Raw genomic sequence first — 13388 nt, 5'->3', positions numbered from 1 at the left:
GGAGGCTCACCATGGACTTCACGCTCACCGAGGAGCAGCAGGACTTCCGCGCCCTGCTCCGTACCTTCGTCGACCGCGAGGTCATCCCGGTCGCGCGGGAGTGGGAGCACGCTGGGCGGTACCCGACGGAGATCGTGCGGGGAATGGCCGAGATGGGGCTGTTCGGCATCACCGTGCCGGAGGAGTACGGCGGCCTCGACCTCGACCCGGTCTCGTTCGCGCTGGTGTTCGAGGAGTTGGCCCGGGGCTGGATGGGCATCGCCGGCATCCTCGGTAGCCACTCCCTGGCCTGCCGGATGATCGCCATGCATGGCACCGAGGAACAGAAACGGGCCTACCTGCCCGACCTTGCCACCGGCGTCCGGCGGACCGGCATCGGCCTCACCGAGCCGGACGCCGGCACCGACCTGCAGGGCATCCGCACCACCGCCCGTCTCGACGGCGACCACTACGTCGTCGACGGCACCAAGATGTGGATCACCAACGCGCGGTACGCCGACCCGCTGCCGGTGCTGGTCAAGACCGACCCGTACGCCACACCCGCACACACCGGCATGAGCGTGCTGCTCGTCGACGCGACGCTGGAGGGCTTCCAGGTCCTGCGGGACATCCCGAAGCTCGGCTACAAGGGCACCGAGTCCTGCGAGATCCTTCTCGACAGCGTGCGGGTACCGAAGGACCGGCTACTCGGCGGCGTCGAGGGCGTCGGCCTCAAGCAGGCGTTGTCCGCCCTGGAGTGGGGCCGGGTCAACATCGCCGCGCGCTCGGTCGGTATCGCGCAGCGTGCCCACGACGAGGCGCTGGCCTACGCCCAGCAGCGCAGGGCGTTCGGCAGGCAGATCGCCGAGTTCCAGGCGATCCAGCTCAAGCTCGCCACCATCGCGATCCAGTTGCAGGCCGCGCGCCTGATGGCGTACTGGGCGGCGGACGCGGTCCGGCGCGGTCGCGCCGATGGGCAGACCGGGATGGCCAAGGTGTTCTGCTCGGAGGTCGCTCTCGAGGCCGCGATCGACGCGATGAAGGTGCACGGCGGCTATGGCTACTCCACCGAGTTCGAGGTCGAGCGCCTCTACCGGGACTCGATCCTGATGAGCATCGGCGAGGGCACGAACGACATCCTGCGGACCGTTGTCGCGAGGGCGCTCGTACGCGGCGAGCTGACGGTCTGATATTTCCGCGCGACCACCGCCGGCCGCCCGTATCGACCAACTCGACGACGTGGGGGGATGCGGACCGCTGAGTTGTCCAGGCCCGGTGGTCAGGATCAGCGCGGCCACGGAGATGTTTCCGAGTCCTCGTCTCCGACATCAGTGTCGTTGATTGGGTCCTCCCGGCGGCAGGCCGCCCACCGTCACCGGGTGACCTGCGTGGGACGGCGCCGTGGCGGCGCTCTCTACCGAGTTCCAATCGGTCGCTTACCTCTTGTCAAGAGCAGCTTGGTTCGGTTTTATATCCAAGAAGGCCAATGCGATTGGCGGATCGTCGGGTCCGCCCGGCCCACGAATTGGGAGGTGCTGATGTTGCGATCGACCTCAGGCGTCGCTCGGCTGGCGCTCGGGCTGGCCGCCGCGGTGGCCATGGCGCTGGCGGCCAGTCCGCCGGCCGCTGCTACGGGTGCCAAGACGTCGACAGCCACCTGGCAGCTGATGGACATCGGGCAGCGAATCTGCATTCCGGCCGGTGAGCCCTGGTGGACGTACTTCTGGATCACGATCGACGGAGAGTGGTCGACGCCCATCGAGGTCGGAGTGCGGAATCTGCCCGACGGCACGACCACGAGTCTGCCGCATCAGCCGCTCGCACCCGGATCAAGCGACGGTCGCAGCGCCCTCGACCTGATCGACATGACCCTACCGCCGCTACCGTTCGGGATCTACCAACCGGAGCTGACGGCGTCGGACGGGGTGGAGACACAGAGCGTCCCGGTCACGATCCAGGTGCAGGAAAGCTGGGGCTGCTTCTGAGCTTCGGCAGCGGTCGGTCATCTGGTCCTATCCAGCGTGGGGCCGGCACGTCTCGCCATCACCACGTTGGGTCTGCCACTGCGCCCCGCCCAGCGCAGCATGATCCTCGAACCCGACGAGACGTGACCCGACGAGCAGACCTCAGCCCGTCAACCTCCGCAGCTGCGCGAGGACCTCGTCCGCCTCGGGTCCACCCACCTCGCGAAGGATCCTCGCTGAGGTCTGCCAGCAACGGCGGGCCTTCTCCGATCGGCCGGTCGCCTGGTGGACCTGGCCGACTATCTTCCAGGCCATGCCCTCGCCGTGGCTGTTGCCGATGTCTCGGCAGAGCTGGACCGCCCGGTGGAGGTGGTCGAGGGCGTCGTCATGGCGCAGCAGGCCCAGGTGGGTTTCGCCGAGGTGGATGAGCGTGCGCCCTTCGCCATGACGATGGTCGATCTTTCGGCAGAGTTCGAGGACCCGCTGGAAGCTCTCCAGGGCCTCGTCGTACCGGTGTAGGCCGAGATATGCCTCGGCGAGATTGCCCAGCGCCACGCCCTCGAAATAGGGGTCGCCGACCTCGCGCAGGATGACGAGGGCGCGGAAGGAATAGTCGAGCGCGTGGTTGTATCGGCGCAGGCCGAGATAGACGTCGCCGATGTTGCTCAGTAACCGGGCTTCGCCGAACCGATCGCCCAGTCGCCGATTGAGGTCGAGCGCACGTTGGTAGTGCAGGATCGCCTCATCGAAGCGGTGCAGGTCCCGATAGACGCTGGCCAGCCCACTCAACATCCGAGCCTGCCCGCCGCAGTCTTCCGACCGCCGGGCGGCGTCCAGCCCGATTTGACAGACGGTTGCCCAGTCCGCCCAGTACTTGCGGATGTAATAGAAGCTCCACAGGGTGTTGGGCAACTGCCAGGCGGCCGTGAACATCCCGTGTTCGGCTGCCGCGCTGGTGACCGCGACCAAGCTGACCCGCTCGGCCTCGCACCACGCGAGCGCCTCGTCGTAGCCGCTGACCGGCGCGAGCTGCACGGGCACCGGTGCGCCATCGGCCATGGCGGGCTCCCGACGCGGATGCAACAGGTGGCCGGCGACCGAGGCACTGTGCAGATAGAAGCCAACGAGCCGGCGTACCGCCTCCAACCGATCCGTCTGGGTGTCGACGGTCTGCGCCTGTTCCCGGGCGTACGCGCGGAGCAGATCATGCAGCCGGCACCGATCCCGCCCGACGTGCTCGACGAGATGCGCGTCGGCCAGACCGTCGACGAGCTGCCGCGCCTCGGTGAGGGGAATCCCGGCCAACGCCGCAGCGGCATGGGTGCTGATGTCGGGCCCCGGGTGTAGACCGAGCAGGCGGAACATCCGTGCCTGGGTGGTGGACAGGCTGCGGTACGACCAGGAGAACACGGACCGAACGGCCGTGAAGGCGTCCTCACCAGCGCTCAGCACGTCCAGCCGGCGGGTCTCGACGTCCAACTCGTCCACCAGGTCGGTGATGCGCAGGTACGGCCGGCTCGCCAAACGCTGCCCGGCCAGCCGCAACGCCAACGGCAGCCGCGCGCAGGACCCAGCGAGGGCGGTCAGGGCATGGGGCTCCGCGTCGGACCGCGCCGCTCCGACCAACGTACGCAGCAGTGTCACGGCGTCCGCGACGGGCAGAACGTCGAGGGTGACATGTACCGCGCCCACGCTGACCGCGAGGCCGTCGAGGCGTGCCCGGCTCGTCACCAGCACCACACACGTGGACGAGCCGGGCAGTAACGGCCGCACCTGCTCGGCGTTGCCGGCATTGTCCAGCAGCATCAGCAGCCGACGGTTGTCCACGCTCGACCGGAAGAGCGCCGCGCGCTCCTCCAACCGTGCTGGAATGCCTTCCGGTGCCACGTTGAGTGCCCGCAGAAACGCCTCCAACACGTCACTTGGTGCGGCCGGCGGACCCGGATCGTAGCCACGGAGGTTGACGTAGAGCTGGCCGTTGGGAAAGCGATCCTTCATCCGGTGTGCCCAGATCAGCGCGAGGGTGGTCTTCCCCACCCCGGCGGTGCCGCCGATCGCGGATATCACCACCGGGGATGGGACGCCCGGCCCCGAGGCTGGCTCGGCCGACAGCAGCGCGTCAAGCTGGGCGAGGTCGGCAGTCCGGCCGACGAAGTCACGGCCGACCGCCGGTAGTTGCCGTGGCACCACCACGGGCGGCTGGCGCGGTACCACCATGGGCACCGTGACCTCTGGGTGGGGCACCAGCGCGGCGTCCTGGTGTGGCGGCGTGCCATCGGACGGTGGCTCGGGGCGGCGTGTCACGGCGCGCCCGCGCATAACGCGTTCGAGCTCGACGCGCTCCTCGGCGCTCAGTCCGAGGGCCTCGGCGAGCGCCCGGATGGTGCTCGGGTACGGCCGACGCCGCGCCCCACGTTCCAGCGCGCTGATGGCGTTCGTACTCAGGCCCGCACGCTCGGCCAACTGTTCCTGGGTCAGCCGGGCACGCTCGCGGAGCACTCGAAGCGCGGACCCGAACGCCCCGGGCGCCGTCCCCATGCGCTCATTCAACTACCACACTTCAATCTCCGACAGCGTGTGACAACCATCTGATGCAGCAGTTGCACATTCACGCGCATCTAACTGTGCGGATGACTGTGCGGGTTCCTGTGCGTGGTGCGTCATCCACCACCCGGCCCATCCTGGACGCGCACACAGCCCATCCGGGAAGGAGAGACAGCACATGCGAACATCCCTGAGGACAAGGCTGCTCGTACGGGCGGCGACCGTGGCACTCGTCTGCACCGGAGCGACGCTGGGACTGAGCACGGCGGCGAACGCGGCACCGGCCGAGGTCACAAACGCTCCGTCGACGTCCGTCGAGATGGCGGCGTTGGTCGACCCGTACTCGTTGTGGCCGGGACCGGGTTGGTTCTACAACGGCTCGGTCCTCGCCGCCAACCTCGAATACGCCAAGAGCGTATGTCTGACCAGCGGTTGGGACTATGTCGCGGCGGGTCTCGCGAGAAACCTCACCTGCGCGCTGCGTTACGACTACAGCGGCTACGACCTGTGGCTGCTCTACTGAGACACCCCAAAGCCACCGCGTCCAGACAACCACCGACCGACAGGAAGGCAGAGAGGGACATGCGAACCACGATCCGGCGAGTACGCGGCGCGCTGGTCGCCGGCGGACTTGGCCTGGCCGCGACCGCCATGGCGGCATCGCCCGCATCCGCCGGCAGCACGCCCGCACCCACCGCCAGCTTCGTCACCCCCGTGTACGGGATGACCTGTTCGACCGGGGTAACCGGCAGTCTCGGTGCCTACAACGGTTACGCCACCTGTTACACGCCCAACGTGGCGAAGTGGAAGGTTCGGGTGGACTGCACCGCCGGGTTCACCTACGACAGCATCATCGTCTACACCAGCAGCGCCGACGGGTGGTACACGCTCGGTCCCTCACCCACCTGCTACTGGGGCGTCAACGGGGTCAGCGTGATCGAACTGCCCTGACCGCACCTCGTGCCGACCGGTGGCCACGCTCCCCGCCGGGCCACCGGCCGGCACCTCGTCCACATTGCCCACCGGGGTACTCAGCCCTCCCACAGTGCGGCGAAGCGTCGCCAGCCGGTGTTGCCGCTGGAGTCGGCCACCGTTGGGAGCGCCCGCCTGCGGAGTCGTACGACGGCGTGCCGGACTTCGCCCGGGCCAACTCTCCGGTGATCCCCGGGTGCCGGACTTCGCTCGGGCCAGCTATCCGGTGATCCCCGGGTGCCGGCCGGCCCACGGCCGGGCCTGCTCCAGCACGCTACCCAGCCGGATCAGCAGGTCCTCCCGGCCGTACGCGGCGACGAACTGCACACCGACCGGCAGACCATCGGCCGACCAGTGCATCGGCAGCGACATCGCCGGCTGTCCGGTCGCGTTGAACGGCGAGGTGAAGCTGACGTACTCTCCCGACTTCAGGAAGCCGGCCAGCGGCTGCCCGGGTACCGGCCGCAGCTCGCCGAGCATCGCCGGCAGCTTCGGTAGCGTCGGCGTGACCAGGAGGTCGTAGCCCGGGCCGCGCCCGCCGTCGGTGCCGGCGTCGTCGTGGTTCCACCAGGCAGCGACCCGCCGGCACCACCGATGCAGCGCGTACAGCCCTTCGAGGTAGGCGACGGCGGTTACGTCCCTGCCGTACCTGCCGAGCGCCCAGTTGTCCTGGTCCAGGTCGTCGGAGGTGAGTTCCCGGCCGATCGCCCTACCCCAGCGCACGATGTCGAGGTATTGGAACACCGGCATCAGCACCTGCGCCTCGGCCGCCGGCGCGTCCAGTGCGGCCGGGTGTGCCTCCTCCACGATGTGCCCGAGTTCCTCGAGCAGGGTGGCCGTCGACCGGACCGCCGCCACCACCTCGGGGTCGAGCGCGACGTTCGGATGGTCGACCTGGATGCCGACCCGCAGCCGGCCCACCGGCACGCCAACCTCCTGCACGTACGGGCGCTTCGGCGTCGGTGCCGTGTACGGATCACCGGGTGCCATCCCGCCGACGACGTCGAGGATGCCGGCGATGTCCCGTATCGAGCGGGTGATGGCGGACTCGTGCGTCATGCCGGCCCACGCCTCACCCAGCTCCGGGCCGAGCGAGACCCGGGCCCGGGTCGGTTTCAAGCCCACCAGACCGTTCGCGCTCGACGGGATCCGTACCGAGCCGCCACCATCGTTGGCGTGTGCCGCCGGCACCATGCCGGTCGCGACCGCGACTGCCGAGCCGCCGCTGGAACCGCCGGACGAACGGCGGAGGTCCCACGGGTTGCGTGTGGGACCGTACGAGTCGGGCTCAGTCGTCGTCCACGCGCCGATCTCGGGCGTGTTCGTCCGGCCGACGAGCACGAACCCCGCCGCCCGCAGCTTCGACACCATCCAGGTGTCGGCCGGTGCCCGCCAGTCCAGCTCCTTCAGGAACCGGGTGCCGTAGTGGTAGGGGTCGCCCTCGCTCTGCTGGAACAGGTCCTTGACGGCGAAGGGCACCCCGCCGAACGGTCCGGCCGGCGCACGGTCGGCGACCGCCCGCGCCTTGTCGAAGCTGGTGTGGATGAATGCGTTCACCTCGGGATCCAGCTTCTCGATTCGGCTGATCGAATGCTCGACGAGCTCGCGGGCACTGATCTTGCCCGAGCGGACCAGGTCGGCCTGTCCGGTCGCGTCGAGCCAGGTGATCTCTTCCATGGTGTCCTCTCCTGGGCCAGGGTCGTCGGGCCGTCCGATGGTCGACCGGCGAGTGTTCCCCGTTCACCGTCCCGACAGCCTCACCGTCGCCGACCCGAGCCGACAACGGCTCGACAACGGCTCGGCAGCGCTGCCTAGGCAATGCCGCCTGGGTCGTACGGGCCAGCGGACGTTCTCGTACGCTGGCCGTCGATGATCCGTACGATCCGCCCCCGGCCGGCGCTGGAACGGCGGCTGGAGAGCGCCGCCTGGCAGCACCGGGTGACCGTCGTGCACGCTCCCGCCGGCTGGGGCAAGTCGCTCGGTCTGGCTGGCTGGGCCGCCTCGTCGGCGCGGCGGGACCGGATCGCCCGGGTCGACCTGGATTCGGACTGTGCCGAGCCCGTCGTCTTCTGGACCCGCGTGACCGAGGCGCTGGCCGGCGTCGATGACCGGTTCGCCGGCCTGCCGCCGCCTCCGGCCGGGTCGGGCGACCGTCGGAGCTGGATAGCGGAGCTCGTCGCCACCGGACGGTCCGCCCCCGCCGACCTCGTCCTGGCCCTCGACAACGTCGAACGGATCGACACCCCGGCCGTCCGCGATGAACTCGCACTGCTCGTGCTCGGCCGCTCCCGGATCCGGCTCCTGCTGGCCGGCCGTACCCGGCCCCCGATCGCCCTCGCCCGGCTGCGGGCCTTGGGGGCGCTGGCCGAGATCGGCACAGGTGATCTCGGCTTCTCCGCCGACGAGGCACGATCACTGCTCGACGGACCGGCCACCCCGGAGTTCGAGGAGGCGATCCGGCGGGCCGAGGGCTGGCCGGTCGCGCTGCGGTTCGCCGCCGGGCAACCACACGAGCGGCTCCGCGGCGACCACCACCACCTGTACGACTACGTCGTCGAGGAGGTGCTCGCCCTACTGCCGGCCGGCCTGTGTCGCTTCCTACTCGGCACCGCCGGGCTCGACTGGCTGAGCGGCCCGCTCTGCGAGGCGGTTACCGGCGGGGCCGACGGCAGCGGCAAGCTGGCCCGGCTCGAGCGGGCGGGAGTCTTCGTCGTACCGCTCGACCGCCGCCGCGTGTGGTTCCGTTACCACCCGCTGTTCCGGGAGGCGCTGCATCGGGCCGCGGCGACCGAAGGCGTCGACACCGAGGACACCCACCGCCGCGCCGGCCGCTGGTTCGTCGACCATGGCATGCCGGACCGCGCGATCGCGCACCTGCTTGCCGCCGGGGACGAGGTCGAGGCGGGCGAGCTGATCGCGTCGACGTACTGGCGGATGCTCGACGTCGGCCACATCACCACCGTCCTCGGCTGGATCGACCGGATCGCCCCGGCGCAGCTACACGCCGACGCGCGGCTACTGCTCGCGCACGCGTCGGCGAGCCTGTTCGCGGGCCGTACCGGGGAGGTGCACCTTGCCCTGACGCTGGCCGAGGCGGCGCCGGTCCGGCAGGGGCCCCTGGCCGACGGCCTGCCGTCGGTCGCCGCCGGTATCGCGCTCGGCCGGGCCTCCCTCAGCGCGTTGCACGGCGACGTCGGCGAGGCGGTGCGTTGGGCCCGGCGGGCCCGATCGATGCATGGGCCGGAGCACTTCACGCAGCGGGCGAACTGCGACGTCATCCTGGCCGGGTCGGCGTACTACGCCGGTCCCGGCGACGACGTCGAGTTCCGGCTGACGGAGATCGTGGAGTCGGCCACCCCGATGCGCAACACCGTTGCCGAGGTCGCCGGCCGGGCGACCCTCGCCCGGGTCCGCGCGGAGCGCGGGGACCTGACGGCCGCCGGGGAACAGTTGGCCCGAGCGGAGGCCCTGATCGGCTCCCGGTACGCCGCTGCACCGTTTACGGACCGGGTCTTCGCCCTCTGCCACGCGGCGGTCGCCCAACACACGGGTGCGGCCGACGTCGCGGTCGCCGGCTATGCGAACGCCCACGCTCTGGCGATCGCCGCGACCGACCGGATCACCGCCTTGGACGCCGCCCTGGGCCTGGCGGAGCTGGAACTCGACGCGGGGCGGGGGGACGCCGCCCGGCGCTGGTCGGCTGAGGCGGGGCGGCTGCTGGCGGAGTGCGAGGACCCCGGGCAGCGGCTGCGCACCCGCCAGGCGGCGGTGCGGGCCCGGCTCGCCGAGCGGGTCGCTGCCGATCCGACCGCTGGCGGACTGGTCACCGCCCGTCAAGGGGCGATCCTCCAGGCGGTCGCGCGCGGTCTCTCCGATGCGGCGATCGCTGCGGAACTCGGGGTGAGCGTCCGAACGGTGCACGCACACCTGCGGGCGGTCAATGCCCGGCTGCGGGTCCACCGCCGCGCCGATGCGGTCCGCGTCTACCGAGCGGGCGGTGGCCCCGCCTGATCGGGGGAGAGTCGAGCCTGGACCGGGTGGGCGGGGACCTCCGGGTGGTCGGGGGAGAACTGGCCCGACTGCTATTCCGTTAGACGACCGATATCACCCGTTACGCCAGATATTGTCGACACAGTGCTACATGGGCTGACCAGGGCGGAGTGGGTGTTCACGTGAATCGGCCAACGTCAGCAGAGCCGGGCCCCGTGGCGGACCCGCGCCCGCCACGGCTGTTAGCGCCGCTGCTGCCCATCGGTGAGCCGGTGGAGTCGCTGCTGCGAGGGGCGCAGTTCTTCTCGCCGGGCGAGTCGTCCCCCGACTATCGGGAGGTGCACCGCGTCGGTGGTCGGGCGGCGGAGCAGTTCTCTCGGCAGCGGTGGCACCACGACAAGGTGGTGCGGTCCACCCACGGAGTGAACTGCACGGGATCGTGCTCGTGGAAGGTCTTCGTCAAGGACGGGATCATCACCTGGGAGACGCAGCAGACAGACTATCCGTCGCCGGGGCCGGACCTGCCGGAGCACGAGCCGCGAGGCTGCCCACGGGGTGCGTCGTTCTCGTGGTACACGTACTCGCCGTCGCGGGTGCGTTACCCCTATGTGCGGGGGGCGCTGCTGGAGCTCTGGCGGGAGGCGCGGGGGCGGCTGGATCCGGTGGCGGCGTGGGCGGAGATCACCGGCGATCCCGAACGCGCCGCCCGCTACAAGGACGCCCGGGGCAAGGGTGGGTTCGTACGGTCCACCTGGCCGGAGGTCACCGAACTCATCGCCGCGGCACATGTGCACACGATCAAGGAGTACGGCCCGGACCGGGTGGTGGGCTTCTCGCCGATCCCAGCGATGTCGATGGTCTCCTACACCGCGGGCAGCCGGTTCCTGTCGCTGATCGGCGGAGTGATCCTGAGCTTCTACGACTGGTACGCCGACATGCCGATCGCCTCACCTCAGGTGTTCGGTGACCAGACCGACGTGCCAGAGTCCGCAGACTGGTTCAACTCCTCCTACATGATCATCTGGGGGACCAACCTGCCGATCACCCGTACCCCTGACGCGCATTTCATGACCGAGGCCCGCTACCGGGGACAAAAGGTGGTGGTGGTCTCGCCGGACTACTCCGACCACACGAAGTTCGCCGACGACTGGCTAGCGGCCAAACCCGGCACCGACGGGGCATTGGCGATGGCGATGGGTCACGTGATCCTCACCGAGTTCTTCCGCGACCGGCAGGTGCCCTACTTCACGGAGTACGTCAAGACCTACACCGATCTGCCGTTCCTGGTGACCCTGCGGCAGCACGGCGACGGCTATGTGCCGGACAAGTTCCTCACCGCGGCGGACCTTGGTCGTGACGGGGAGGGCGTCGCGCACAAGACGGTGCTGTTGAACGCCGAGACGGGCGAGCCGTTCGTGCCGAACGGCTCGCTGGGATTCCGGTACACCGAGTCGGGGATGGGGCGCTGGAACCTGGACCTCGCCGGGGTCGACCCGGTGCTGACCCTCTACGGCCGACACAGCGAGGCGGTGGCGGTGGAGCTGTCCCGCTTCGATGTCGGACCGACCGAGGGCGGGTCGACGATCCGCCGGGGGGTGCCAGCGGTGCGGGTCGGTGGCCGGTTGGTGACCACGGTGTTCGACCTGCTGATGGCGCAGTACGCGGTGCGCCGCGACGGGCTGCCGGGGCAGTGGCCCGCCGGTTACGACGACCCGCAGCCGTACACGCCGGCCTGGCAGGAGGCGATCAGCTCGGTGCCGGCCGCCGCGGCGGTGCGGGTGGCCCGCGAGTTTGCCCGCAACGCCGAACTGTCCCGCGGCCGGTCGATGATCTGCATGGGGGCGGGCACCAACCACTGGTACCACTCCGACCAGATCTATCGCGCGTTCTTCACCCTGACCCTGCTCTGCGGCAGCCAGGGGGTCAACGGTGGTGGCTGGGCACACTACGTGGGTCAGGAGAAGGTCCGCCCCCTGACCGGCTGGTCGACGCTGGCGTTCGCGCTGGACTGGCAGCGACCTCCCCGGCAGATGACCGGCACGTCGTTCTGGTACGTCCACACCGACCAGTGGCGCTACGAGCACTTCGGTCCCGGCGAGCTGAGCAGCCCATTGGGTCGGGGCCTGTTCGCCGGTCGGACCTTCATCGACTGCCTGGCACAGGCATCGCGGCTGGGCTGGGCCCCATCGCAGCCGGCGTTCGACCGCAACTCGCTGGACCTGGCCGACGAGGCTGCCCGCGCCGGTACGCCGGTGCCGGAGTACGTGGTGCAGGAACTACAGGCCGGCAGACTGCGGTTCGCTGTTGAGGACCCGGATGACCCGCGCAACTTTCCACGGGTGCTCACGGTGTGGCGGGCCAACCTGCTCGGCTCCTCCGGCAAGGGCATGGAGTACTTCATGCGACACCTGCTCGGCACGGAGCACGCGGTGAGCGCCGAGGAGTCGCCGGAGCGTGTGCGCCCGGTCGAGGTGACCTGGCGCGAGCAGGCGCCGCAGGCCAAGCTAGACCTGCTCACCACCATCGACTTCCGGATGACCAGCACCTGTACGTTCGCCGACGTGGTCCTACCGGCCGCCACCTGGTACGAGAAGCACGACATCTCCACCACCGACATGCACCCGTTCGTGAACTCGTTCAACCCGGCGATCGCCCCGCCCTGGGAAAGCCGTACCGACTTCGACGCGTTCCGGCTCATCGCCGAGGATTTCTCCCGGCTGGCCGAGACCCATCTGGGCAGGCGCAGCGACGTGGTCGCCACCCCGCTCCTGCACGACACCCCGGACGAGATGGCTCAGCCGGGCGGCCGGGTGCGGGACTGGAAGACCGGTGAGGAGCAGCCCGTTCCAGCGGTGAACATGCCCCGGCTGACCGTCGTCGAGCGGGACTATCCGATGGTGGCGCAGAAGATGGCCGCGCTCGGTCCGCTGGTCGACACCCTCGGCACCGCTGCCAAGGGCATTGGCTGGGTGCCCACCGAAGCGGTCGACTACCTGCGCCGGGCCAACGGGGTCGTACGCGGCGGCCCGGCCGACGGCCGCCCCACGCTGGAGCGTGACATACAGGTTGCCGAGGCGATCCTGGCCCTGTCGGGTACCACCAACGGGCAGTTGGCCGTGCGGGGGTGGCAGGAGTTGGAGCGGCGCACCGGAGTGCGCCTGGCCGACCTGGCCGAGGAACGATCCAGCGAGCGGATCACGTTCTACGACACCCAGGTACGGCCGCAGGCGGTGATCACATCTCCGGAATGGTCCGGCAGCGAGACGGCGGGACGGCGCTACTCGCCGTTCGTGGTCAACGTCGAGCGCAAGAAGCCATGGCACACCCTCACCGGCCGAATGCACTTCTTCCTCGACCACGACTGGATGGCCGAGTACGGCGAGATGCTGCCGACCTACCGCCCGCCGCTGAACTACGCCCGGCACTTCGGTGCGCAGGGACTGCAGGAGGAGGGTCGCCCAGAGCTGACCCTGCGCTACCTGACGCCGCACTCGAAATGGTCCATCCACTCGGAATTCCAGGACAACCTGCACATGCTGCGGTTGTTCCGGGGCGGACCGGTGATCTGGATGAGCCCGGTGGACGCGGCAAAGATCGACGTTTCCGACAACGACTGGATCGAGGCGTACAACCGGAACGGGGTGGTTGCCTGCCGGGCGGTGGTCAGCCACCGGATGCCCGAGGGCACGGTCTTCATGTACCACGCCAAGGATCGGCATCTGCTGACGCCCAAGTCGGAGATCTCCGGTTGGCACGGTGGCTCGGACAACTCGCTCACCCGGTTGATCATCAAACCGACGCACGCGATCGGTGGCTACGGGCAGTTCTCGTTCGGGTTCAACTACTACGGGACCACGGGCGGCCAGCGTGACGAGATCACCGTAGTCCGACGCCGGTCGCAGGAGGTGGAGTACTGATGATGCCGAGCGAGGCGGACGG

General features: G+C 69.7%; 8 protein-coding genes. 6 read left to right on the top strand and 2 right to left on the bottom strand.

All coding sequences use genetic code 11. From position 1 onward, the window contains the following. Positions 1 to 11 precede the first annotated feature (11 nt). Both FHR38_RS00935 and FHR38_RS00930 read left to right on the top strand, forming a co-directional pair. Entirely contained in the window at positions 12 to 1169 is a 1158-nt protein-coding gene (locus FHR38_RS00935; RefSeq protein ID WP_184531940.1) for an acyl-CoA dehydrogenase family protein, read from the top strand. Positions 1170 to 1517: 348 nt separating this feature from the next. Continuing rightward, the gene (locus tag FHR38_RS00930) at positions 1518 to 1964 is read left to right on the top strand and encodes a DUF5980 family protein (RefSeq protein ID WP_184531938.1); all 447 of its coding nucleotides are present in this window, start codon (positions 1518 to 1520) and stop codon (positions 1962 to 1964) included. Positions 1965 to 2105: 141 nt separating this feature from the next. Here FHR38_RS00930 and FHR38_RS00925 read toward each other — a convergent pair whose 3' ends face one another. Further along, positions 2106 to 4481, bottom strand: coding sequence for an ATP-binding protein (locus FHR38_RS00925; protein ID WP_184531936.1), 2376 nt, complete (start codon positions 4479 to 4481; stop codon positions 2106 to 2108). 184 nt (positions 4482 to 4665) lie between these two features. On the opposite strand from FHR38_RS00925, the gene FHR38_RS00920 reads away from it, so the two are divergent. Next, the gene (locus FHR38_RS00920) at positions 4666 to 5010 is read left to right on the top strand and encodes a hypothetical protein (RefSeq protein WP_184531934.1); all 345 of its coding nucleotides are present in this window, start codon (positions 4666 to 4668) and stop codon (positions 5008 to 5010) included. Between the two features lie 59 nt (positions 5011 to 5069). Continuing rightward, a complete protein-coding gene (locus tag FHR38_RS00915; protein WP_184531932.1) occupies positions 5070 to 5438 on the top strand; it encodes a hypothetical protein in 369 nt (122 codons plus the stop codon). A 240-nt stretch (positions 5439 to 5678) separates the two neighbouring features. On the opposite strand, the gene FHR38_RS00910 is transcribed toward FHR38_RS00915, so the two are convergent. Further along, the gene (locus tag FHR38_RS00910; RefSeq protein ID WP_184531930.1) at positions 5679 to 7136 is read right to left on the bottom strand and encodes an amidase; all 1458 of its coding nucleotides are present in this window, start codon (positions 7134 to 7136) and stop codon (positions 5679 to 5681) included. 192 nt (positions 7137 to 7328) lie between these two features. Here FHR38_RS00910 and FHR38_RS00905 point away from each other — a divergent pair, with 192 nt between their 5' ends. Next, the gene (locus FHR38_RS00905) at positions 7329 to 9470 is read left to right on the top strand and encodes a LuxR family transcriptional regulator (protein ID WP_184531928.1); all 2142 of its coding nucleotides are present in this window, start codon (positions 7329 to 7331) and stop codon (positions 9468 to 9470) included. A 233-nt stretch (positions 9471 to 9703) separates the two neighbouring features. Continuing rightward, positions 9704 to 13366, top strand: a complete 3663-nt coding sequence (locus tag FHR38_RS00900; RefSeq protein WP_246446825.1) for a nitrate reductase subunit alpha — start codon at positions 9704 to 9706, stop codon at positions 13364 to 13366. Positions 13367 to 13388: the final 22 nt, after the last annotated feature.

It is taken from the genome of Micromonospora polyrhachis, from assembly GCF_014203835.1.
GTDB lineage: Bacteria > Actinomycetota > Actinomycetes > Mycobacteriales > Micromonosporaceae > Micromonospora_H > Micromonospora_H polyrhachis.
The sequence above is the reverse complement of the archived record's forward strand: the minus strand, read 5'-3'. Positions and strand labels throughout refer to the sequence as shown.

What these genes read in the sequence shown, in the direction of transcription:
- FHR38_RS00920 (WP_184531934.1), top strand. Translation starts at nt 4,666, where the DNA reads ATGCGAACATCCCTGAGGACAAGGCTGCTCGTACGGGCGGCGACCGTG.
- FHR38_RS00915 (WP_184531932.1), top strand. Translation starts at nt 5,070, where the DNA reads ATGCGAACCACGATCCGGCGAGTACGCGGCGCGCTGGTCGCCGGCGGA.
- FHR38_RS00910 (WP_184531930.1), bottom strand. Translation starts at nt 7,136, where the DNA reads ATGGAAGAGATCACCTGGCTCGACGCGACCGGACAGGCCGACCTGGTC.
- FHR38_RS00925 (WP_184531936.1), bottom strand. Translation starts at nt 4,481, where the DNA reads ATGGGGACGGCGCCCGGGGCGTTCGGGTCCGCGCTTCGAGTGCTCCGC.
- FHR38_RS00930 (WP_184531938.1), top strand. Translation starts at nt 1,518, where the DNA reads ATGTTGCGATCGACCTCAGGCGTCGCTCGGCTGGCGCTCGGGCTGGCC.
- FHR38_RS00905 (WP_184531928.1), top strand. Translation starts at nt 7,329, where the DNA reads ATGATCCGTACGATCCGCCCCCGGCCGGCGCTGGAACGGCGGCTGGAG.
- FHR38_RS00935 (WP_184531940.1), top strand. Translation starts at nt 12, where the DNA reads ATGGACTTCACGCTCACCGAGGAGCAGCAGGACTTCCGCGCCCTGCTC.